The organism is Caballeronia concitans (assembly GCF_001544615.1).
GTDB classification, from domain to species: domain Bacteria; phylum Pseudomonadota; class Gammaproteobacteria; order Burkholderiales; family Burkholderiaceae; genus Caballeronia; species Caballeronia concitans.
The window spans coordinates 322973-345960 of the sequence record NZ_FCNV02000002.1 but is presented as its reverse complement, the minus strand read 5'-3'; the positions used below and the strand labels follow the sequence as shown (position 1 = coordinate 345960).

The window sequence follows — 22988 nt, the reverse complement described above, 5'->3', positions numbered from 1 at the left end:
GCGGGAGCAGTTTGAGCGACGGTGACTCACGACTGTGAGGCGGAGGTGGCGGTGTCAGTGTTTGCGGATCGTGCCGTCCGATGAGCATTCCTCCGCCCAGAGAGGCAATGGTTCGGCCAGCTAAAAACTGTGTTTCGAGAAATTCACTCGGATATCGTTGCGAGAATTGTTACGAACTCTGCTGGGTGCTCGATGCGTTGAAGGTCCGTTATCAGCGCAAGGCGCAATAATCGTCCAATCGGCTTGCAATGACATGCGCCTCACGCAATACGCGCCGCAAACTCCGACTGTCCTCCCGCAACTTCATCCCGCAAGGTAAGCGCGGGAATCGCATAATCACCGGCATTCTGCTTGCGCTAACGAATCGGCTCATCGCTAAGAGCGCATCCAGCCGTGCGCGGAGCGTCTCACGAACCAAACGCATGCGCGCTTCATCAATGTTTGCTTGCAGCCGTCGCCGCACTGGGACTCGGCGGCATTCCCTTGGCGATGCCCGCGCTGTAACGCATCGTGAAGGCGCTGGGTTCCGCGTATCTTGCTGTGGCTCGCCTGGCGCGTGGCGCGAAGCGGCCGGCCCAACGCGGCGGGCGGTTCCGCGCAGCCGGTCACGTTCGTCAATGGCATGCTGCTCTTGTGGCTCAATTCCAGGAGCGGGGCGATGACCTTGGCGCGGCTGCGTCGTTCGCGGTGAGGATGAGGACTCAGATGCGCGCGCCCGCCGTCAACGCCGCCATCTCTTCATGGACGAGTTCGAGAAACGCGCCGACGACCGGATTGCCGCGCGGCGTCTGCGGATAAAGCGTGAAGCCGCGAAACCATATCTCCGGCGCGAACGGCCGGAACACAATGCGTGCCGGGTCGGCATCCACGGTCGCGAGCGGATTGACGATGCCCACGCCCGCGCCGCGCGTCACGAGCGCGCAGATGGTCGCGCCATACGGCGTCTCGATGGCAGGCACCTGATCCGCGCCCGCCGGACGCAGCGCGCGATCGAGCGCGGCGCGCGTATCGTCCGCATAAGAAGGCAGGATGAGCCGTTCGCCACGCAGGTCCGCCGCGCGAATCCGCGTGCGCGCCGCGAGCGCGTGACGCGCGGGCAACGCGCATAGCCCCGCGAGTTCATAGAGTTCCACGCTCGTCACGCCGAACGCATCGGGCGTGGTGGTCGCGAAGCCCACGTCGCAGTGTCCCGACGACACCCAGCGCTGGATCGTGCTCTCGCTGCGCATTTCGAGCGATACCGCGACGCGCGGATGGGCGTCCGCGAAGCGCGCGATGACGGCAGGCAGAAACGACAACGCGAGCACCGGCGCTGCCACGATGCGCAGCCGCCCGCTGCCGAGCTCGAGAATCTCGCGCGCCGAATGCTGCAGTTTCTCGAGGCCGACGAAGCTGCGATCCACCTCGCGATAGAACGCACTGCCCGCATCCGTGGCGTGAATGCGTCCGCCATTGCGCACGAACAGCGTCAATCCCGTCGCGGCTTCCAGCTCCGCGATCAAGCGGCTGATGCTCGGTTGCGATGTGCCGAGTTCTTCGGCGGCGGCCGTCATCGAACCGCGCAGCATGACTAGCCGAAACGCCTCGACCTGCCTGAGATTCATCGTTTTCTCCGGGCGTGGGCCGCGCAAGCATCGGCCGAAGCCGTCAGCTTGCCATATCAGAAATGAATAGAAGCCGTTTTTGGCGCTATTTGACCGGATGATTTGCGAGGGCGACACTGGACTCGAATCAAGCGAACAGGGTTGAGTCCATGCGTCCCGATGCGTTGCTGTTTCACGAAACCTTCCGCTGCACCCCGTACTGGTGGGATGCGGCACCTCCCGAGGGCGCGCCGGAGCCGTTGCCGGCGAACGTGGACCTGGCGATCGTCGGCAGCGGATACTGCGGGCTGTCGGCGGCGGCGGAGGCCGCGAAGCACGGCGCGCGCGTCGCGGTGCTGGATGCCGCCGAGATCGGCGCGGGCGGCAGCACGCGCAGCGGCGGCATGGTGTCGAGCGGCCAGAAGCTCGCGTTGACCAACGCGATTCGCGGCGTGTCCGCCGAACGTCTCACGCGTCTGATGCAGGAGTCGATGGCGAGCTTCGACTATCTCAAGCAGATCATCGCCGACGAATCGCTCGACGCAGACCTGCGCATCACCGGCCGCTTCTTCGGCGCCTATACGCCCGCGCATTTCAACATGCTGCGTCGCCAGGGCCAGTTGTTGCGCGACAAGACCGGCGTCACGGTGCATGTGATCGAGCGCGATGCGCAGCGCGGCATCATCGGCTCCGACTATTACTACGGCGGCATTCTCGTCGACGAATACGGCGGGCTGCATACCGCGAAATATCATCGTGCGCTGCGCGATCTCGCGCGGCGGCGCGGCGCGACGCTGCATTCGCACGCAGCGGTGCAGCGCATCGAACGAACGGGAAATGCGTGCTTTCGCGTGCGCACCGCGCGCGGCGTGTGCAACGCGCAGCAGGTGCTGGTGGCCACCAACGGCTATACCGGTCCGCTGCTGCCGTTCTTCTCGCGCCGTGTGTTGCCGGTTGAGAGTTATCAGATCGCCACCGAGCCGCTGCCCGAAGGCCTCATGAACGTGCTCAATCCGGGCCGCCGCATGATCAGCGATTCGAAGCGCAATCTCTTCTACACGCGCCCGTCGCCGGACGGCACGCGCATGATCTTCGGTTCGCGGCCCGCCATCCGCGAGATCGACGAACGCGAGGCCGCGCGTCGGCTGTATGCGAGGCTCGTGCAATTGTGGCCCGCGCTGCGGGACGTCCGCGTCACGCATGCGTGGAAAGGCTTCGTCGCGATGACCGGGGACAGGCTCGCGCACATCGGCCAGCACGACGGCGTGCATTACGCGCTCGGCTGCAACGGCAACGGCGTTGCGCTGATGAGCTATCTCGGGCATCGCATCGGCAAACACATGGTCGGCGTCGAGCAGGATGTCGGTGCGTTCGGCGAAGGCGCGTTTCCTCTCTCGGGCGCGGGAATGGCCAGCACGCTCGCGGTGCCCGTCGGCAGTGCGATGTACCGTATCGGCGATATGTGGCACGGCCGTGTGCGAGCAGCGCTCTCTTGAAGAGAAGACGAACACCGTAACCTAGGATCGCGAAGCATTAAAAGGAGCCGCAATGATCGAGCTGAACAAGGTGTCGAAATGGTATGGCGGCAATCGCGTATTGAACGACTGCACGGCGAACATTGCGCGCGGTGAAGTGGTCGTGATCTGCGGGCCGTCCGGGTCCGGCAAGTCCACGCTCATCAAGTCAGTCAATGGGCTGGAGGCGGTGCAGAGCGGGCAGATCGTCGTGGACGGCATCGACGTGACGGCGAAGCACGCGAATCTTTCGCGGCTACGGGCGCGCGTCGGCATGGTGTTCCAGCATTTCGAACTCTTTCCGCATCTCTCGGTGCAGCGCAACCTGATGCTCGCGCAGATGAACGTGCTCGGCCGCGCACGCGACGAAGCCGCTGAGCGCGCACGCTCGTTGTTGCGTCGCGTGGGCCTGAGCGGTCACGAGCACAAATATCCGGCGCAATTGTCGGGCGGCCAGCAGCAGCGCGTGGCGATCGCGCGGGCGCTTTCGATGGACCCCGTCGCGATGCTGTTCGACGAACCGACATCCGCGCTCGATCCCGAGATGGTCAACGAAGTGCTCGACGTGATGACCGCGCTCGCGCAGGACGGCATGACCATGCTGTGCGTCACGCACGAGATGGGCTTCGCGAAGCGCGTGGCCGACCGCGTGCTGTTCATGGACCGCGGCGTCATCGTGGAAGACGATACGCGCGAAGCCTTCTTCGAGCGTCCGCGCTCCGAGCGCGCAAGAGACTTTCTCTCGCGCATCCTGCATTGATCCAACCGCTGTCCAATCCAAGGGAGCCTCACCATGCGATTACTTCGTCTCGCACGCCATCTCGCCGTGGCCGCATCGTTCCTGGTCGGCGCGACGACCGCCGCCCACGCCGCCGATGATGTCGGCACATTGACGCCGGGGAAGATCGTCGCCGGTGTCGATGCGAACAACAAGCCGTACTCGTACATCGACAACGGCAAGATGACGGGCTTCGACGTAGAGTTGGTGCGCGCCATTGCAGCGAAGCTCGGGCTCACGGCCGACTTCCGCGCGCAGGACTTCGCGGGTCTCTTGCCGAGCGTGGCGAATCAGCAGGTCGATCTTGCGGCGGGCTCGATCTCGATCACGAAGGAACGCCTGAAGATGGTGGATTTCTCGGAAGGCTACCTGACGGGTCTATTGAGCGTCGGCACGCTGCCGGACAGCACGATCGGCGCGGATGTGGCATCGGTGAAGGACAAGCGCATCGGAGTGGTGCAGGGGACCATCGAAGACACGTATTCGCAGAGCTATCTGCCGGGCGCGCAGATCGTCCGCTTTCCGAATATCAACGCGGGCTTTCTCGCGTTGCGCAACAAGTACATCGACGGCTACTTCATCGACAAGACCTTGCTCGAAGGCCTGCAAGGGAAGTATCCGGACCTGAAGCTCGCCGACAAGCTCGATATCTCCGCTTCGAATTTGCCCGCCGGTTTCCCTATCCGCAAGGGCAACGCGAAGCTCGAAGCGGCGGTGAACAAGGCCATCGGCGAACTGGTGGCGGACGGCACGTGGCTCAAGCTCTATCAGCAGTTCAATCCCGGCTATCCGAAGCCTGATCCGATGCCGCCGTATGCGATGAAGTAACCGCCCGCCAACGTTGCTTCGTCACGCCTCGTCAAGCGCAAGGAGAGAGTCCTCATGAATGCGTTCCTGCAGAACTTCCTGGATTGGCCGCTGCTCGTCGAATCGCTGCCGACGCTGATCGGCACGGGTCTCGTCAACACGCTGATCCTGTCGGTGATCTCCACTGCGCTCGGCATCGTGGCAGGCATGGCGCTGGCGCTGTGCGCCGTATCGCATACGCGCTGGCTGACCTGGCCCGTGCGCGTTTTCGTGGATGTCTTCCGCGGCCTGCCCGCCGCGCTGGTCATCCTCGTGGTCGGGCAGGGGCTCGCGCCCGTCGGACTCTCGCTGTTCGGGCCGAATCCGTATCCGCTTGCGATCGTCGCGCTGGCGCTCGTTTCGTCGGCGTATATCGCGGAGATTTTCCGGTCGGGGATTCAGAGCGTCGGGCGCGGACAGATGTCGGCGTGCCAGGCGCTCGGCATGACATACTGGAGCGGCATGCGTCATGTGATCGTGCCGCAGGGCGTGCGGCGCATTCTGCCCGCGCTCGCAAATCAGTTCATCTCCATCGTCAAGGATTCGAGCCTCGTGTACTTCCTCGGGCTGCTCACTTCGCAGCGCGATCTGTTCACCATCGGGCAGAATGCGGCGGTCAATACGGCCAACCTGTCGCCGCTCGTCGCGGCAGGCGCCGTGTATCTGCTCATCACCGTGCCGCTCACGCACGCGATCAATCATCTGGACCGCTGGACCAATCGCTTCATCAATCCCGCCGCGCGCCAGCAAAAGAACTCGCGCGCCCTGCGCAACGTGCGCGCTGAAGAAGCGCTGCAATCGCAGACGGCGGCCGTGGCCGAGCGTCGTCCGTAACTCTCACTTCGACAAAAGAAACCATGGGTCCTAAAGTCGACACCGTCGCCGACGATATCAAGCTGCCCGAACGCGCCGATGTAGTCGTGATCGGCGGCGGCATCATCGGCGTATCAACGGCGCTTGCGCTGCACGAAAAAGGGCTGTCCGTCGCGCTGTGCGAGAAGGGGCACATCGCGGGCGAGCAGTCGAGCCGCAATTGGGGCTGGGTGCGCGTGACAAGGCGCGATCCCCGCGAATTCCTGCTCAGCATCGAAAGCCTCAAGATCTGGCGCACGCTCGACAGAAAGCTCGGCATCGACACGGGCTTCAATCAATGCGGCATCCTGTACGTATCGAACGATGACGCCGTGCTCGAACGTCATCGTGACTGGCTGAAGCGCGCTCGCGAGATGGCCGGCGACGATGCCTTCGACACACGCGAAGTGGACACGCATGAAATCTCGCGGCTGCTGCCCGGCGCGACGCAGACGTTCAAGGGCGGCATCTTCACGCCGGGCGATGCCCGCGCCGAACCGCAAAAGGCCGCGCCCGCCATCGCAAATGCGCTGCGACGCAAGGGCGTCAGCATTCTCACGCCGTGCGCGGTGCGCGGCATCGAGACGAGCGGCGGTCGCGCGAGCGCGGTCGTCACCGAACACGGGACGATTCGCTGCGATGCGGTCGTCGTGGCGGGCGGCGCATGGACGCGTTATTTCTGCGGCAATCTCGGCGTGGAACTGCCGCAACTGCTCACGCGTGCGTCCGTGCTGCGTACCGAACCGCTCGAAGGCGGTCCCACATGCAGCGCCAATAACGAGGAATTCGCGTTTCGCAAGCGCGCGGACGGCGGCTACACGGTCGCGTATGGCATGCGCACGCACGCCGATCTCACGCCCGATTCCTTCCGCCTCTTCTTCAAATACATCGAAGCATTGAAGAGCCAGATGGGCGCGCTGCAGATTCACATCGGCAAGCGTTTCTTCGATGAACTCAAGCGGCCGCGCCGCTGGGCGCTGAACGAATCGACGGTTTTCGAGCATGTCCGCACGCTCGATCCGGACCCCGTGGTGCCTTACGTCGACAAGGGTCTCAAGGCCTTTACCGAAGCGTTTCCGCAGTTGTCGGGCGCGCGCATCGCGCAGCGTTGGGCCGGCTATATCGACGTGACGCCGGACGCCATTCCCGTCATCTCCGGCGTGGCGCGCGTGCCGGGCATGTTCATCGGCACCGGGTTCTCGGGACACGGCTTCGGTATCGGGCCGGGCGCGGGCAGGCTGATGGCGGACCTCGTGAACGGCGACGCACCGCTCGTCGATCCGCACGCGTTCCGTCTCGAGCGCTTCAGCGACGGCTCGAAAATCACCATCGACGCGGGCTTCTGATACGCAAGGACCGACAGCACATGGGATGGCATATGGACAAAGTGGCGATGGTGTCGGGTGCGAGCCGCGGCATCGGACGTGAGATCGCGCTGGAACTGGCGCGGCGCGGCTACAGGCTGTCGCTCGGCCTGCGCGATACGAACGCCTGCGATGGCGTGCCGGATGCGTTGCTGCATCCCTACGAGGCGCGCGATCCCGACGCCGCCCGCGCCTGGGTGGACGCGACGATCGCGCGCTTCGGCCGCATCGACGTGCTGGTAAGCAACGCGGGCATCTGCCGCATGATCGACTTCGATACCGGCACCGATGCGCTCCTGACCGAGACTTTCGAGATCAACGTCAACGCGCCTTTCCGGCTCGTGCAGGCGGCGCTGCCGCATTTGCGCCGCGCGGGGGCCGGACGCTTCGTGCAGCTTGCGTCGCTCTCAGGCAAGCGCGTCAAGAACCTGAACGTCGGCTATCAAATGTCGAAGCACGCGATGGTGGCGCTCACCCATGCGGTGCGGCGCGCCGGCTGGGACGATGGCGTGCGCGCGACTGCGGTGTGCCCCGGCTTCGTGAATACCGACATGGCCGCCGGCATCGCCGATATCGAACCGATGGCGATGACGCAGCCGCAAGACCTGGCGCTTCTGGTGGTCAATACCATCGAGTTGCCGAATACGACGAGCGTGGCGGAACTGCTCGTCAACTGCCGGTATGAGGAGACGCTTTAGCGGAGGCTCGCGGTGCATCGGGCGAAGGCAAGGTCAGTCGTCCGGCGGCGCATCGGGCATCGTCTGCCGCGCGACGCGAATCGCGGTGCGGCTGACCGACTGTTTGGTCTGATCGTATCGAACCACCGCGAAGACGAGAATCGGCTTGCCCTTATAACGATCCGTCAATCGCCAGATCATGTCGAGCTGGCCGTCGGTATATACCTTGTCGGCAAGCCTTAGTGCGCGAGTCTGAAGACATGAGCTGATCGCACGGCTCGCCGCAGCGCCCATGCTTTGCGCATCGTCCAGGCTCATCGCCGATGACGCGGGCCGTTCTGCGAACAACATGTTCGGCCACTCGCCGCCCGCGCCGACCTTGACATCGAAATCGAGCAGGCGCAGTGACGATGCGTGCAGGGACATGTCGGAGCCTGTCTCGGTGATGCGCCCGAGCGTCGAGCGAAAGTCGGTCTGCGCGGCCGCGATGATCGCAAGAATCTGGCCGCACGCGCGTTCTTTCGACTTGTGTTTGCGAGCCGTGCGGCCGACGTCGTCGATCACATCATCGACAAGCGGCACGGCTCGCAGCGTCCATGCAGGGTCCGACAAGGATGCGTTCCATACGACGCGATATTGCGTGGGCCAAGGCTCGCGCCAATCGGTGACGACCCATTGCAGCAGCTTCGCCGATCCGCTTACGCGGCTGGGGCCGACCACCGGTTCGTTCAGGCACGCCGCGATCTTCCTCAATGCGGACTGAGCGCGCATTCGCGCGACCGACGGAATGAGATTGCTTTCGGCAGGCATGCATTCGAGCGCTGGCGGCAAGACGAGCGCGGTGACATCGCAACGCAACAGCTCGGGCATTGGCGAGCGCGCGAGATGATAGGTTGCCTCGCCATCGACTCGTTCCGTATGGCGCGGGTCTTCTCCGACGATATGCGCGACGAAGTCGTGTTGCGCGGATGCGCTGACTGCACGAACGGCACTGCAGTCGTCGGCGCGGACAAGGTTAGTGAGCGTCACGTTTGCCGTGAGCACGAGAGCAAGCCGCAACCAACATAAGCCTGGCATTTTCAGCCCTCCCATGAACGTAGGAAGAAGCTTGATTGCGCGGATTCGTTTGCGCGCGCGGGGCCATTTACTTCAGTAATAAAACAAGACGCGAAAAAAGCAAGGATGGGGAAAGAGAAGTGTCTTGAGTATGGAATGAACGTGCGATCAGTTGAGGCGTTGCGATCGTCACGCTAATGCGCACACAGGAAGTCAAGCGAAAAAGGCCGCACTCATCGCGCAGCCTTCGTCTCATTGAGGTGATGCAAGACAGGATCAATTTCCATTGTTATCCCGGCTTCGATCCCGGGCGCGCAGGGCTGATCGCGAGACTGGCAAACGGACAAACAATAATGTAAATAGGATGACTAAGTTCCAGCACACCAGCATGGAGCGCGACGAGGGCTTGCATGCGATTGCCTAAGTAATACGGAACGGAAAATTAGTCCTTGCAAGCGCGTGTCGGGCCAACTCGAAAGAAGAAGCGCCGCCTCTTCGACATATCACCCCACTGAAAGCCTTGTAATCTTCAGCCCACGACACGCCCCTTCCCCCGATACCGGTAGGGATTACACCGTCCCTAGTACAAGCCCTAGTCCCTATTTAACCGGCCATTACCTTACCCGTTAGCGCCCCCCTACACTTGGCAACGAAAGGAGGAACGAACTCATGTCGAAACTGATTCACACGATGATCCGCGTGCGTGACCTCGACAAGTCACTGCGCTTCTATCAGGACGCGTTGCAATTGGGCGTTGCGCATCGGCTGGATTTTCCGGACTTCACGCTCGCCTATCTGCGTAACGATGAGACCGCGACCGAACTCGAACTCACGTGGAACAAAGGACGCACCGAGCCTTATACGCACGGCGACGGTTACGGCCATGTGGCGGTGAGCGTCGAGGATGCGAAAGTGGAACGCGAACGATTGATCGGTCTCGGCATGGAGCCGCTCGACCTGAAGGAATTCAAGGGCGAGGATGGCCAACTCATCGCGCGCTTCTTCTTCATTCTGGACCCCGACGGATACAAGATCGAAGTGCTCGAGCGTCACGGGCATTACGAATAAGACACGCTAAAAAAAAAGACGCCATACATAAGCTGGAGCGTTACCCCACAAGGAGAGAGACATGCGAGACACGATCATCCCGATCGTCGCGCCGGCTCGCGCGCACGACGGTCAGCATAGTCATGCCCAACCATCCGCGTCGCCGCGAATCGCACTGACGCGCCGCGAATTCCTGCGCGGATCGGGCGTGCTCGTCGGGACGCTTGCGTTCACGTCGATATTCGCGAGCCTCGCGCCGAGCCGCGTATGGGCGCTGGAATTGCAGGGTCTCGATACGCATCAGGGCGAAGTGCTGCTCGCGTTCACGAAGCAAGTGTTTCCGCACAAGACGCTCGACGATGCCGTGTATGCGCTCGCCGTGAAGGACATCGACGCGAAAGCCAAGGCCGATCCCGCGGTGCGCCAGCAAATTGCCGACGCCATCGCGAAGCTCGATGCAGGCGCAGGCTCCGACTGGAGCAAGCGCGCGCCCGATCAGCAGGCAAGCGACGTCGCGGCGCTCGCCGGCACGCCGTTCTTCGAGACCGTGCGAACCACCGGTGTCGTCTCGCTCTACAGCAACGCGATGGCCTACGCGCACTTCGGATACGGCGCATCGCAGGGCGATGGCGGGTATCTCTATCAAGGCTTCAATAATCTGTCGTGGCTGCCCGACCCGCCCGCTGGTGACAGTGGTCCGATCCCGAAAGATAGCTAAAGGCGCGAGCCTCGCGGCATCGAACGGAAACGGACAACGGTTGAGGGAGACAGTCATGTACGCAGAGAACAAAGTGCAGTTCAAACACGGCGACGATCATGTCGTGGTGGTCATCGGATCGGGTGCGGGCGGCGGCACGCTTGCCAACGAACTCGCGCAGAAGGGCATCGACGTGGTCGTGCTCGAAGCCGGCGCGATGCATACGCAAGGCGATTTTTCGACGGAAGAATGGAACGCGTTCAAACAGCTCTCATGGCTCGACAAGCGCACGACATCGGGTTCGTGGCGCGTCGCGAAAGACTTTCCGAATCTGCCCGCGTGGATCTGCAAGACCGTCGGCGGCACGACGGTGCATTGGGCGGGCGCGAGCCTGCGCATTCAGCCCTATGAATTCAAGGCCAAAAGCACGTATGGCGACATCAAGGACGCCAACCTGCTCGACTGGCCCGTGAGCCGCGCAGAACTCGACCCGTACTACGATCGCGCCGAAAAAAAGATGGGCGTGACGCGCACCAACGGCTTGCCGGGGCTTCCCGGCAACAACAACTTCAAGGTGATGTCGGCAGGCGCGATGAAGGTCGGCTACAAAGAGTGCAACACGGGTCACATGGCGATCAACAGCACCGTGCGCGACGATCGCACGCACTGCTTTCAGCGCGGCTTCTGCTTTCAGGGCTGCCGCATGGGCGCGAAGTGGTCCACCCTCTACACCGAGATTCCGCGCGCGCAAACGACAGGCCGCATGGAACTGCGTCCGCAATCGCATGTCGTGAAGATCGAGCATGACGCGCGCGGCAAGGCAACGGGCGTCGTGTATTTCGACAAGGACGGCAAGATACAGCGGCAGAAGGCGCGCATCGTGGCGGTGGCGGGCAATTCGATCGAAACGCCGCGTCTGTTGCTCAACTCGAATTCGAGCAAGTTCCCCGATGGCCTCGCGAATGGCTCGGGGCAAGTGGGCCGCAACTACATGCGGCATACGACGGGTTCCGTCTACGGCGTGTTCAACGAGAAGGTCGAGATGTTCAAGGGCACGACGATGGCGGGCATTATTGAAGACGAGGCGAAGTTCGATCCGAAGCGCGGCTTCGCGGGCGGCTATCACATGGAGACCATTTCGCTCGGCTTGCCGTTCTATGCCGCGTTCGTCGATCCGGGCGCATGGGGCCCGAGCTTCACGCAGGTCATGGACGAATACGCGTACACGGCGGGCATGTGGATCGTCGGCGAGGACATGCCGCGCGAGAGCAATCGCATCACGCTGAATAGCGATGTCAAGGACCAGTACGGCATGCCGGTGCCGAACGTGCACTTCGACGATCACCCGAACGACGAAGCGATGCGCACTCACGCCTACAAGCAGGGCAGCGCCGTGTACGAGGCGGCGGGCGCGAAGGCGACCTACATCGTGCCGCCGTATCCTTCGACGCACAATCTCGGCACGGCGCGCATGAGTGCGAAGGCGGAAGACGGCGTGTGCAATTCGCACGGTCAGACGCACGAAGTGACGAACCTTTTTATTTCCGATGGCAGTCAGTTCACCACCGGCGCGGCCGAGAATCCGACGCTCACCATCGTCACGCTGGCGATCCGGCAGGCGGATTACATCGCGCAGCAAATGAAGGCGCGGCGTGTGTAGGTCCGGCGTGCTCCGGACTATGCCCGATTGTTCGTAGCCGCATGTTGCGCTAGCCTTGAAAATCGACGCCGGGTCCGCGCGGGCCCGGCTCCTGAACGCACGGAGACGACGCCATGTGTGGGGTTTATATCAACGCGGACCCGATTCTCTACGAATCGCGCACTCGTTCGCTGCGTATTCACGGCGTGATCACCACGGTCCGGCTGGAGAATCTGTTCTGGGACGTGCTGCAGGAAATTGCCGGTCTCGAGAATCTGACGACGAGTCAGTTCGCCGCGAAACTCTATGACGAACTCGTCGCGTTGCGCGGCGAAATGCCGACCAATTTCGCATCGTTTTTACGCGTGTGCTGTCTGCGTTATCTTTCGATGCGTGAAGCAAAAAAGCCTGTCGCGAAGCCGGATGCGCGTGCCCCTTCGGCTTCGGCGGTCTCCTACAGTGATTCCAATTTGCACGTTCTGAAGGCGGGATAAACGCGCGCCTGCTGCGTTTGCGCAGCCGGTGCGCGGAATGGATATTGCTGTCCTCAAGTGTGTCTCTTGCTCGACGCTTTCTTTCCAGCGCGATAACGCGTGCGTCGTCCAATGAAGCCCAATAGAGAGGATTGCAAGATGCGCCTGAACAGGTCTTTCACGCTTCGCACTGGCCGGCATCGTATGAGTGCTTTTTGCCGTGCATCGATATTCGCGTTGATGGCGACGTCGGCTTCGCTGTCGCAAGCGGCCACCAACGATAGTCCCGAAAAATTCCTCGCCGATGCGCTGCAGGATGGCCGCGCGGAAGTAGAGACTTGCCAGCTCGCGTTGAAATCGTCGCACGATGCGGCGGTGCAAGCTTTCGCTAAACGCATGATTCAGGATCATCAGGCGATGAATGACCGGATCGTCGCGTTAGCGAAACAAAAGGGCTACCGCATGCCCGACAAACTCACCGTGACTCAACGCGCGACCTACACCGCGCTCAAGCCGCTGAGCGGACATGCGTTCGACAGCATGTTCATGAAGCACAATGTCTCCGACCACGAGTCCGATATCAAGCTCTTCAGCGATCAGGCGGTCCATGCCAGCGATGAGGACGTCCGTGCGCTCGCCGGCGACGGACTGGCGACCTTGCGCGAGCATCTTCAGCTTGCGAAGCAGACGGACGCGGAAATCAAGAAGTGATTTCCGCGCTCAATGCACTTTCGCCGTGGAGAACACATTGATGATGACCACGCCCACCACGATGAAGCCAAGGCCGAGCACGGCAGGCGCATCCAGGCGCTGACGGAAGACGAAGAAGCTCACGGTAGAAATGAGAACGATGCCGAGCCCGCTCCATATCGCGTAAGCGAGCCCTACAGGAATCGTCTTTAAAACGACGGAAAGGAAATAGAACGCGCCGAGATAACACGTGGCCATCGCAACGGTCGGCGCGAGCTTCGTGAACTGATCCGACTTCTGCAGGCAAGTCGTCCCGGCAATCTCAAGCAGGATCGCTATGAAAAGCGCTCCGTACGCCGACATTTTTTCGTTGGTCATGGTAGCGGGAACGTGCTTGTCACGATGCGCTGCGGCTCTGGCCCGTCATGCGCAGGAACCAGAGCCGCCGCATGCTCAGTGGTTCGCCAGATAGGCTTTCACCGCGGGCAGTCCCGGCTTTCCATCCAAAGTGGTCACGCCGGCAAGCCAGCTGTCGAGCACTGAAGGATTTGCTTTCAGCCAGTCCAGCGTTGCCTTGTTCGGGTCTTCCTTGTCCATGATGTGAGTCATGATCTGATTCTCCATGGACGTGGTGAATCGCAGATTGGCGAATAGCTTGGCCGCATTCGGGCATCGCGCGGCGTAATCGGTCGGCTGCACCGTGTACACCTTCGCTTCGCCATAGTTCGGTCCGAAGACATCGTCGCCGCCCGACAAATAATTCATCTTCATCCGCACGTTCATCGGATGAGGTTCCCAGCCGAGAAAGACAATCCACTCCTTGTTCTGCACCGCCCGATTCACCTGCACCAGCATTCCGGCTTCGCTCGATTCGACGAGCTTGAATTTGCCGAGGCCGAACTGATTCGTCTTGATCATCTTGTCGATCAGGCCATTCGCCTCGTTCCCCGGCTCGATGCCGTAGATCTTGTAATGCAGCTTGTCCGCATTCTTCGCGATGTCCGCGAAACTACGGATGCCCGCCTGATAAACATAGTCGGGAACGGCCAGCGTGTATTTGGCGCCAGTGAGATTGGGCGGATTCACCACCTTGATCGTTCCACCCTTGACGAACGGTTCGATGACCGGGTCCATGGAAGGCGACCAATAGCCGAGGAACGCGTCGATCTGTTTCGATTTCACGCCTGCAAACGTGATGGGTTCGGACGCGATGATCTTCGAAGGCGCATAGCCTAAGCCCTGCAAGACGTTGGTGGCGAGACCCGTCGTTGCGGCGATATCGGACCATCCGATGTCGGCCATGCGAATGGCGCGGCATGTCGCGGGGTCTGCCGCGTGCGCACTCACGACGAAGCTGCTGGCGATTGCAAGGGTACGTGCCGTCCAGGCCAAGATTTGTTTCATCGCTGCTCCAGATGAGTGGGTTGATTCTGCGTGCTTGCCGTCTTCGCGGCAGAGGCATCCGTTCGTCTACCGGTGCGGCCCGCGACGTAGTAGGGCGCGTTAGCCTTATCGAGTGCCTCGATGCCGCGAATGCGATCCGCGATCTTTTCCGCGAGCATGATCGTCGGCGCATTGAGATTGCCCGTCGTGATCTGCGGCATGATCGACGCATCCACTACGCGCAACCCTTGCATGCCATGAACGCGGCCTTCGCCGTCGACGACAGCCATATCGTCATAGCCCATCTTGCATGAGCACGACGGGTGATAAGCGGTCTCGGCTTTGGCGCGCACGAAGGCATCGAGTTCGGCATCGCTCGCTGCGTCGTCGCCGGGATGAAGCTCTTCTCCGCGATAGCGAGCGAGTGCGGGCTGACGCATGATGTCCCGCGTGATGCGGATCGCGTCGCGGAACTCACGCCAGTCCAAAGGATCGGCCATGTAGTTGAAGAGAATGCTCGGATGCGCGTTTGGATCGCGCGACTTGAGCTTCACGCGCCCGCGGCTCGGCGAACGCATCGATCCGACATGCGCCTGGAAGCCATGCATCTTGATCGCGTTGGAGCCGTTGTAATTGATCGCAACCGGCAGGAAGTGATACTGGATGTTGGGCCAGAGGTCATCGTCGCGGGTGCGGATAAAGCCGCCCGCCTCGAAGTGATTCGTCGCGCCGACGCCCGTCCCCTTCGTGAGCCATTCGAGGCCGATGGCGGGCTGATTCCACCACTGCAATGCAGGGTAAAGCGACACCGGTTCCTTGCACGCGTACTGCATGTACATCTCGAGATGATCCTGCAGGTTCTCGCCGACGCCCGGCAGATCGTGCACGACCGGAATCTCCAACTCCTTCAGCCACGATGACCGTCCGACGCCCGAGCGCTGCAACAATTGGGGCGATGCAATCGCGCCGCAGCACACGAGCACTTCGCGCCGGGCATGCACGGTCGCGCGCTGGCCGCTTTCCAGATATGCAACGCCTATCGCGCGCTTGCCCGAGAACAGCACGCGGTCGGTGGTGGCATGCGTCACGATCGTCAGATTCGCACGATGCCTCGCGCGGTCCAGATAGCCGCGCGCCGTGCTCGCGCGCCGTCCGTTCGCGGTGACCGTGCGGTCCATCGGGCCGAAGCCTTCTTGCCGATAGCCGTTGAGATCGTCCGTGCGCGCGTAGCCCGCCTGCACGCCCGCCTCGACCATCGCGGCGAAGAGGGGATTGTTGCCGGGCTTGCTCGTCGTCACATGAACGGGGCCATCGCCGCCGTGATATTCGTTCGGTCCGATATCGCGCGTCTCCGCCTTGCGGAAATACGGCAGGCAGTCGAGATAGCCCCAGTTTTCGAGGCCCGGCATCGATGCCCAGTTGTCGTAGTCGAGCGCATTGCCGCGTATGTAGCACATGCCGTTGATCAGCGACGATCCCCCCAGCCCCTTGCCGCGCCCGCATTCCATGCGGCGATTGTTCATGTGTGGCTCGGGTTCGGTTTCATAAGCCCAGTTATAGCGGCGTCCTTGCAGCGGATACGCGAGTGCCGCGGGCATCTGCGTGCGAAAGTCGAAGCGATAGTCCGGCCCGCCCGCTTCGAGCAGCAGCACGGTCACGTCCTCGTCTTCGGTCAGGCGCGACGCGAGCACATTGCCCGCCGATCCCGCACCGACGATGATGTAGTCGTATTCCTTCGCGCTCATCGAAAAGCTCCTTAAAACACGGCTCGATACGGTCCGAGTTCGACTTGCACCGACTTGATGCGCGTATAGGCGTTCAAGGTCACGATGCCATTCTCGCGGCCGATGCCCGACTGTTTGTATCCGCCCACGGGCATCTCGGCCGGCGACTCGCCCCACGTATTGATCCAGCAGATACCCGCATCCAGCCGATGAATCACGCGATGCGCACGCGACAGGTTCTCGGTCACGACGCCCGCCGCGAGTCCATAGGCGGTATCGTTGGCGCGAGCGATGGCCTCGTCCTCATCGTCGAAAGCGAGCAGGCACATGACGGGGCCGAATATCTCTTCACGCACGATGCGCATGTCGTCGCGGCAATCCGCGAACACGGTCGGCTCGACGTAATGGCCGCGCGCGAATGCGCCATCGGTCAGGCGCGCACCGCCCGCGACGAGCCGCGCGCCTTCGCGCTTGCCGCTGTCGATATAGGCGAGCACCTTCTGCAATTGCGCCGCGCTGGCGAGCGGGCCGAAGTTCGTGTCGGGATCATCCGGCGCGCCGATGCGAATGCGCTTCACGCGCTCGGAGATCAAGGCTTCGAACTGTTCGACGACACCGCGCTGAACGAACACGCGCGTGCCGTTCGTGCATACCTGGCCCGAGCTGAAGAAGTTCGCGCTCATCGCGATATCGGCGGCGCGTTCGAGGTTCGAGTCGTCGAACACGATCAGCGGCGACTTGCCGCCGAGTTCCATCGTCACTTCCTTGAGCGTCGATCCACCCGCGCTTGCCATTACCTTCTTGCCCGTCTCGACGCCGCCCGTGAACGATATCTTGTCGATGCCGGGATGCGCGGCGAGCATCGCGCCGACGCGGGCATCGCCCTGCACGACGTTGAAGACGCCTCGCGGAACGCCCGCTTCGACATAGATCTCCGCGAGCTTGAGCGCACTCAAAGGCGTGATCTCACTCGGCTTGAAGATCATGGCGTTGCCCGCCGCGAGCGCGGGCGCGGACTTCCAGCATGCAATCTGAATGGGATAGTTCCACGCGCCGATGCCGGCGCACACGCCGATCGGCTCGCGCCGCGTATAGACGAACGACGATTCGCGCAGCGGTATCTGCTCGCCTTCGATGGCGGTCGCGAGGCCCGCGTAGTACTCGATGACATCCGCGCCCGTGACGATATCGACGGCGCACGTCTCCGCGATCGGCTTGCCGGTGTCGAGTGTTTCGAGTGCGGCGAGCTCGTCGTTACGCGCGCGCAGCAGGTCCACCGCGCGTCGCAGGATGCGCGAGCGCTCCATCGCGGTCATCGCGGCCCATTCGCGCTGTCCCGCTCGCGCTGCTTGAACCGCGCGGTCGATGTCCGCCTGGGACGCCTGCTGCACGCGTGCGAGCGTTTCGCCCGAAGCGGGATTGAGCGTCTCGAAGGTTTCGCCGCTGGTCGCATCGACATATTCGCCGCCGATATGAAGCCGTTGCTCTTCGAATGCAGGCATGGCGTCCGTCTCCCTGGTGTGTATGAACGAGATCAGTTTTGCGGCTGAATCATCAGGTCGATGTAGTCGTATGAGACGCGCAATGCGGTCTTCGTATCGAAAGGTCCGCCCGCGAGCGCGCCCCGCAGCCACAGGCCGTCGATCAACGCGGCGAGTCCCGTCGCGGCGCGGCGGGCAGCGGCCCGGCTCAGCACGCGCGAGAATTCGGCGCAGAGATTCGAGTAGAGACGCCGCGTGTTCACATACTGCAAACGCTGCAGGCTGTCCTTGTGCATGCTTTCCGACCAGAACGCGAGCCATGTTTTCATGACCGGCCCGTTGACCTGCTCGACATCGAAGTTCGCCGCGACGACCGCGCGCAGCTTCGAGCGCGGATCAGCCTTCGCGGCTCTGCGCCGGCGCGACGTGCCTTGCCACAGCGACCGCAGCACGTGGCGCATGGTGGCTTCGAGCAGGCCGTCCTTGTCGCCGAAGTAATGGCTCACGATGCCCGTCGAGATGCTCGCGCGCTGCGCCACTGAGGCGAGCGTGGCTCCATTCAGTCCGACCTCGTCGATGGTGAGCAACGTGGCATCGATGAGCTGTGCGCGGCGCACTTCCCGCATTCCGACTTTTGGCATGACGTTCGCCTTTGGCAAATGACGCAGCGGAGAAATCCATGTTCGGACCACCCGTTTGCGCCATGGGTTTACGAGCGGTTGAGGCCATGCTACGGTTTTTATATTGAACGGTCAATCAATAAAAATCAGGCGATACCCTTGGTCTGAGCCTCATGGTTAGCATGACTATGGTCGAGATGGATCGACCGTCGCACGTAGGCAGATTTGTGTCGCAATCAGTCGAGCCGTCGCGTATATGGCAACTTACTTTTACGTGTCGGCCCACAACAAGAGGACACGCTGATGCACAAGAAACCATACGCCCCACGACGCCTGTCCTTCATGACAGCGTTTGCACTTGCCGCAGCCTTCGCACCGGGAACGTCACACGCACAAAGCAGCGTGACGCTCTACGGCATTCTCGATGCAGGCATTACCTATGTGAACAACAGCGGCGGTTCGCACGTCTTCAAGTTCGATGACGGCATCTCCTACGGCAACCGTATCGGCTTTCGTGGGACGGAAGATCTGGGCGGTGGCTTGCAGGCGGTATTCGTGCTGGAATCGGGCTTCCATCTCGGCACGGGAAGCTACGCGTTCGGCGGCGCGGAGTTCGGACGTCAGGCTTATGTGGGCCTGAAAAGCAATGAGTGGGGCCAGGTATCGTTCGGTAATCAGCTCGATATGACCGAAGAGTTCGTGTATCTGTACAACATCTCCGCGTGGGCGAGCGGCTATGCGATTCACCAGGGCGACTTCGACCGCATGAACGGCGACCGCTTGCCGAATTCGGTCAAGTTCCTCTCGAGGGACTATGGCGGCTTCACGTTCGGCGGCATGTATTCGTTCGGCAACGTAGCGGGCAACTTCCATCGCAACAGCGCGTGGAGCGTGGGCGGGCACTATGCGGCGAATACGTTCAATCTCGGCATCGCCTATACGCAACTGAACAATCCGAACGGCATCTATGCGTTCGATCCTTACGCGATGATCGGCGCTCATACGTTCCTCGGACAGCCGACCGTCACCATCGATCCGGTCACGGGCGCGCGCACCGATCTCTATGCCACCAACGCGTTCCCCACCGACAAGCAAGGCGCGCTGGCCGTGGGCGGCGCGTGGACCATCGGCAACCTGATGCTGTCGGGCAATTTCACGTGGACGAGCATCAAGGGACTGGGCGTGACTTCGTACATGAAAGTGTATGAGGCAGGCGCGTCCTACAACTTCAGGCCCGACATCGCGCTCTACGGCGGCTATCAGCACACGCGCTTCGAAGGCAATCACTGGAACCAGGGATCGCTCGGCCTGCATTATCTGCTGTCGAAGCGCACCGACGTCTACATCTCCGGCGATTACCTGCGCGCGTCCGGTCCCGTGGATGCGGTCATCGGCTATAGCTTCACGCCCTCGACCTCGAACACGCAGGCCGATGTCCGCGTCGGCATGCGGCATTCCTTCTAGTGTTCACGCAGCCCGCGCGGTGACCACGGCGCGCAATGCGCTGCGGTCCTGCCGCGGACTCGCATTGAAGCGCGCGCGATACGTCCGCGAAAAGTGCGATGGCGATTCGAAGCCGCACGCGACACAGACCGCAAGAATGGACATGTCGGTTTGCTGAAGCAGTTCGCGCGCGCGCGTGAGCCGCAAGCCCAGATAGAAATGCGTCGGCGTGTCCTTCAGCGCCGAGCAGAATAATCGTTCGAGCTGACGCCGCGTGACACCGATCGATTCGGCAAGCGCATCCGGCGCCAGCGGCTCTTCCATGTGCTGCTCCATCACGCCGATGACCTGAATGAGCTTGCGATTGTGGATGCCATAACGTGCCGCGATCTTCATGCGCTGATGGTCGCTGCGCTGACGGATGCGCCCGAGCACGAACTGCTCCGACACCTGCGCGGCAAGCTCCGCGCCGTGATCGCGCGCGATGATATCCAGCATCATGTCGATGGACGCCGTGCCGCCCGCACACGTGATGCGCCGCGCGTCGATCTCGAACAGCTCCTGACTCGTTTCGATCGACGGATACCGCTCCGAGAACGCAGCCAGCGCCTCCCAGTGCAAGGTCGCGCGCTTGCCTGCGAGCAGACCCGCCTCGGCGAGAATGAAGCTGCCCGTGTCGATGCCGCCGAGCGTCGCGCCCGCGCGATCCAGCCGGCGCAACCACTCGCCGATGCCCCGCGTGTACCGTGCGAACGGCTCGAATCCCGACACGACGATGACCGTGCGCGCATCGGCTGCATCGTCGATCGAGCAGTCCGCGTTCAGCGAAATGCCGTTGCTCGCGACGACCGGCCCGCCATCGACCGACAGAATGTGCCAGCGATAAAGCTCGCCCCGGAAGCGATTGGCGACGCGCAAAGGCTCGATGGCCGACATGAAGCCGATCGACGAGAACTGGGGCAGAACGAGAAAGTGGAAGTCTTGAGGAACGGGCATCGAAGGAATGGGCACCAGGCGGCGATACTCGACGGTAGCAAGCGCAAAAACAGTGCGCAATCGGGCATGCCCCTGAAAACCCTGACGTCGCTGGCAGGCAACTCGCAGTCGCAATCGGTCGTTCAGGTGTTTTAATGCGGCGGTACTTTCTACTCACGTTCTTTCGACGGTCACCCCACCATGAAACTTCGCCTGCTCTCGATTTTCGTTGCATCGCTCTGCGCGGCCAACGTCGCTTACGCCGACGATGACGCATCCTGCCGCACCGTGCGTTTCGTCGATATCGGCTGGACCGACATCACCTCGACGACCGCGCTCGCGTCCGTCCTCTTCGAAGGCCTCGGGTATACGCCACGCACGACGGTGGCGTCGGTGCCCATTTCGCTGGCGGGCCTGAAGAGCAAGCAGATCGATGTCTCGCTCGGCTACTGGTGGCCAGTGCAGGAAAAGGCGGTGCAGCCGTTCCTCGATGCGAAGACCATCGACAAGATCGAGCCGCCGAACCTTTCGGGCGCGAAGGCGACGCTCGCCGTGCCGGGCTATGCATACGACGCCGGCATCAAGACCTTCGCGGACATCGCCAAGCACAGGGACGAACTCGGCGGCACGATCTACGGCATCGAGCCGGGCAGCAGCGCCAACGCCAAGATCCAGAAGATGATCGACACGAATCAGTTCGGCCTCGGCGGTTTCAAGCTGGTGCAGTCGAGCGAGGCGGGCATGCTGGTGACGGTCGAGCGCGCGATTCGCGAGAAGAAGCCTGTGGTGTTCCTCGCGTGGGAGCCGCATCCGATGAACATCCAGATGAAGATCAACTATCTGTCCGGCGGCGACGACGTATTCGGTCCCAACTATGGCGAAGCGCGCGTCTACACGCTGACGAACTCGGACTTTCTCACGCGCTGCCCGAATGCGGGCAAGCTGGTCAGAAACCTGCACTTCACGACCGACCTCGAGAACCGCCTCATGCAGCCGGTGATGAGCAAGGAGCGTCCGGCCGAAGCCGCGAAGGCTTATCTGAAGAGCAATCCGCAATTGCTCGATTCATGGCTTGCCGGCGTGAAGACCGTCGATGGAAAGGACGGCCTGCCCGCCGTCAAGCAGTATCTCGGACTCTGAATGGCCGGACCGGTGACATGTTCACCGGCTTTCACAAACGATTAGCTATCCAAATCAAATCATGAACTACGACGTCATCGTGACCTGTGCTGTCACCGGCGCGGGCGATACCACCTCCCGCCATCCCGCGATTCCCGTCACGCCGAAGCAGATCGCGGATGCTGCGATCGAAGCGGCGCGTGCGGGCGCGACCGTCGCGCATTGTCATGTGCGCGACCCGCGCACCGGACGCGGCAGCCGCGATCCCGCGCTTTACCGCGAAGTGGTCGATCGCATTCGCTCGTCGGATGTCGATGTCATCATCAATCTGACGGCCGGCATGGGCGGCGATCTGGAGATCGGCGCAGGCGAAGAGCCGATGCGCTTCGGCAAGGGCACGGATCTCGTCGGGGGCCTCACGCGTCTTGCTCATGTCGAAGACTTGCTTCCCGAGATCTGCACGCTCGATTGCGGCACGCTCAATTTCGGCGACGGCGACTATATCTATGTATCGACGCCCGCGCAGTTGCGCGCGGGTGCGAAGCGCATCCAGGAACTCGGCGTCAAGCCCGAGCTGGAGATATTCGACACGGGCCATCTATGGTTCGCGAATCAGTTGTTGAAAGAAGGCCTGCTCGATGCGCCGCCGCTCTTTCAACTTTGCATGGGCATTCCGTGGGGTGCGCCGCCGGACACGGGCACGATGAAGGCGATGGTCGACAACCTGCCGCCCGGCGCGCATTGGGCGGGCTTCGGTATAGGCCGGATGCAAATGCCGATGGTCGCGCAGGCGATGCTCCTCGGCGGCCATGTGCGCGTGGGACTCGAAGACAACCTGTGGCTCGATCGCGGCGTGCACGCGAGCAACGGAACGCTGGTTCAGCGCGCCATCGAGATCATCGAAAGACTGGGCGGCCGCGCGCTCACGCCCGCCGAAGGACGCAAGAAGCTCGGCTTGCCGCCGCGCGGCGAACGTCTGCTGGAAAAGCGTGCAGTCGAGCAATTCGCCTGAGAGCAAGAGGAGAAA

At 62.2% G+C, this 22988-nt stretch carries 22 protein-coding genes; 14 read left to right on the top strand and 8 right to left on the bottom strand.

Going from position 1 to position 22988, the window contains the following annotated elements:
* Positions 1-701: 701 nt before the first annotated feature.
* A complete protein-coding gene (locus AWB72_RS07655; RefSeq protein ID WP_040049782.1) occupies positions 702-1604 on the bottom strand; it encodes a LysR substrate-binding domain-containing protein in 903 nt (300 codons plus the stop codon).
* A 149-nt stretch (positions 1605-1753) separates the two neighbouring features.
* Between AWB72_RS07655 and AWB72_RS07650 the strand changes: the two genes are divergently transcribed.
* Genes AWB72_RS07650 through AWB72_RS07625 form a run of 6 tightly spaced genes read left to right on the top strand, consistent with a single transcriptional unit; the run spans position 1754 to position 7635 of the window.
* Entirely contained in the window at positions 1754-3079 is a 1326-nt protein-coding gene (locus AWB72_RS07650) for an NAD(P)/FAD-dependent oxidoreductase (protein WP_040049783.1), read from the top strand.
* A 52-nt stretch (positions 3080-3131) separates the two neighbouring features.
* Positions 3132-3857 carry an amino acid ABC transporter ATP-binding protein gene (locus AWB72_RS07645; RefSeq protein WP_040049784.1) on the top strand — a complete coding sequence of 242 codons (726 nt, stop codon included), beginning with the start codon at positions 3132-3134 and terminating at the stop codon, positions 3855-3857.
* A 33-nt stretch (positions 3858-3890) separates the two neighbouring features.
* Positions 3891-4703, top strand: a complete 813-nt coding sequence (locus AWB72_RS07640) for a substrate-binding periplasmic protein (RefSeq protein WP_040049785.1) — start codon at positions 3891-3893, stop codon at positions 4701-4703.
* Positions 4704-4757: 54 nt separating this feature from the next.
* Positions 4758-5555, top strand: a complete 798-nt coding sequence (locus AWB72_RS07635; RefSeq protein ID WP_040049786.1) for an amino acid ABC transporter permease — start codon at positions 4758-4760, stop codon at positions 5553-5555.
* A gap of 23 nt (positions 5556-5578) precedes the next feature.
* Entirely contained in the window at positions 5579-6919 is a 1341-nt protein-coding gene (locus AWB72_RS07630; RefSeq protein ID WP_040049787.1) for an NAD(P)/FAD-dependent oxidoreductase, read from the top strand.
* A 20-nt stretch (positions 6920-6939) separates the two neighbouring features.
* Complete coding sequence (locus AWB72_RS07625; RefSeq protein ID WP_244285549.1) at positions 6940-7635, top strand: SDR family NAD(P)-dependent oxidoreductase; 696 nt, start codon at positions 6940-6942, stop codon at positions 7633-7635.
* A 33-nt stretch (positions 7636-7668) separates the two neighbouring features.
* Here AWB72_RS07625 and AWB72_RS07620 read toward each other — a convergent pair whose 3' ends face one another.
* On the bottom strand, positions 7669-8658 hold the full coding sequence (locus tag AWB72_RS07620) for a hypothetical protein (protein ID WP_143754591.1): 990 nt from the start codon (positions 8656-8658) through the stop codon (positions 7669-7671).
* A 681-nt stretch (positions 8659-9339) separates the two neighbouring features.
* On the opposite strand from AWB72_RS07620, the gene AWB72_RS07610 reads away from it, so the two are divergent.
* The 5 genes from AWB72_RS07610 (at position 9340) to AWB72_RS07590 (ending at position 13237) form a co-directional block, all read left to right on the top strand.
* The gene (locus AWB72_RS07610; RefSeq protein WP_040049789.1) at positions 9340-9738 is read left to right on the top strand and encodes a VOC family protein; all 399 of its coding nucleotides are present in this window, start codon (positions 9340-9342) and stop codon (positions 9736-9738) included.
* A gap of 61 nt (positions 9739-9799) precedes the next feature.
* Complete coding sequence (locus AWB72_RS07605; protein WP_040049790.1) at positions 9800-10435, top strand: twin-arginine translocation signal domain-containing protein; 636 nt, start codon at positions 9800-9802, stop codon at positions 10433-10435.
* 55 nt (positions 10436-10490) lie between these two features.
* The gene (locus tag AWB72_RS07600; RefSeq protein ID WP_040049791.1) at positions 10491-12074 is read left to right on the top strand and encodes a GMC family oxidoreductase; all 1584 of its coding nucleotides are present in this window, start codon (positions 10491-10493) and stop codon (positions 12072-12074) included.
* Between the two features lie 113 nt (positions 12075-12187).
* Positions 12188-12547, top strand: a complete 360-nt coding sequence (locus tag AWB72_RS07595) for a ribbon-helix-helix domain-containing protein (RefSeq protein WP_040049792.1) — start codon at positions 12188-12190, stop codon at positions 12545-12547.
* 219 nt (positions 12548-12766) lie between these two features.
* Positions 12767-13237 (top strand): DUF4142 domain-containing protein, encoded by a 471-nt coding sequence (locus AWB72_RS07590; protein WP_052449793.1) that lies wholly within the window; start codon positions 12767-12769, stop codon positions 13235-13237.
* A 9-nt stretch (positions 13238-13246) separates the two neighbouring features.
* On the opposite strand, the gene AWB72_RS07585 is transcribed toward AWB72_RS07590, so the two are convergent.
* The 5 genes from AWB72_RS07585 to betI form a co-directional block, all read right to left on the bottom strand.
* Positions 13247-13594 (bottom strand): DMT family transporter, encoded by a 348-nt coding sequence (locus tag AWB72_RS07585; protein WP_244285548.1) that lies wholly within the window; start codon positions 13592-13594, stop codon positions 13247-13249.
* A gap of 75 nt (positions 13595-13669) precedes the next feature.
* A complete protein-coding gene (locus AWB72_RS07580; protein ID WP_040049793.1) occupies positions 13670-14620 on the bottom strand; it encodes a choline ABC transporter substrate-binding protein in 951 nt (316 codons plus the stop codon).
* A complete protein-coding gene (betA, locus tag AWB72_RS07575) occupies positions 14617-16344 on the bottom strand; it encodes a choline dehydrogenase (protein WP_052449794.1) in 1728 nt (575 codons plus the stop codon). Before betA ends, AWB72_RS07580 begins: the two co-directional genes overlap by 4 nt.
* 11 nt (positions 16345-16355) lie before the next feature.
* Complete coding sequence (gene betB, locus AWB72_RS07570; RefSeq protein ID WP_040049794.1) at positions 16356-17825, bottom strand: betaine-aldehyde dehydrogenase; 1470 nt, start codon at positions 17823-17825, stop codon at positions 16356-16358.
* Positions 17826-17857: 32 nt separating this feature from the next.
* Entirely contained in the window at positions 17858-18445 is a 588-nt protein-coding gene (betI, locus tag AWB72_RS07565; RefSeq protein WP_040049795.1) for a transcriptional regulator BetI, read from the bottom strand.
* Positions 18446-18727: 282 nt separating this feature from the next.
* Between betI and AWB72_RS07560 the strand changes: the two genes are divergently transcribed.
* Positions 18728-19888 (top strand): porin, encoded by a 1161-nt coding sequence (locus AWB72_RS07560; protein WP_052449795.1) that lies wholly within the window; start codon positions 18728-18730, stop codon positions 19886-19888.
* A 3-nt stretch (positions 19889-19891) separates the two neighbouring features.
* On the opposite strand, the gene AWB72_RS07555 is transcribed toward AWB72_RS07560, so the two are convergent.
* Positions 19892-20863: a GlxA family transcriptional regulator gene (locus tag AWB72_RS07555; RefSeq protein ID WP_040049797.1), complete on the bottom strand. Its 972-nt coding sequence runs from the start codon at positions 20861-20863 to the stop codon at positions 19892-19894.
* A 180-nt stretch (positions 20864-21043) separates the two neighbouring features.
* Here AWB72_RS07555 and AWB72_RS07550 point away from each other — a divergent pair, with 180 nt between their 5' ends.
* Both AWB72_RS07550 and cdhC read left to right on the top strand, forming a co-directional pair.
* Positions 21044-21982 carry a choline ABC transporter substrate-binding protein gene (locus AWB72_RS07550; RefSeq protein ID WP_087127987.1) on the top strand — a complete coding sequence of 313 codons (939 nt, stop codon included), beginning with the start codon at positions 21044-21046 and terminating at the stop codon, positions 21980-21982.
* Positions 21983-22043: 61 nt separating this feature from the next.
* Entirely contained in the window at positions 22044-22973 is a 930-nt protein-coding gene (gene cdhC / locus AWB72_RS07545; protein WP_040049799.1) for a 3-dehydrocarnitine:acetyl-CoA trimethylamine transferase CdhC, read from the top strand.
* Positions 22974-22988 lie beyond the last annotated feature (15 nt).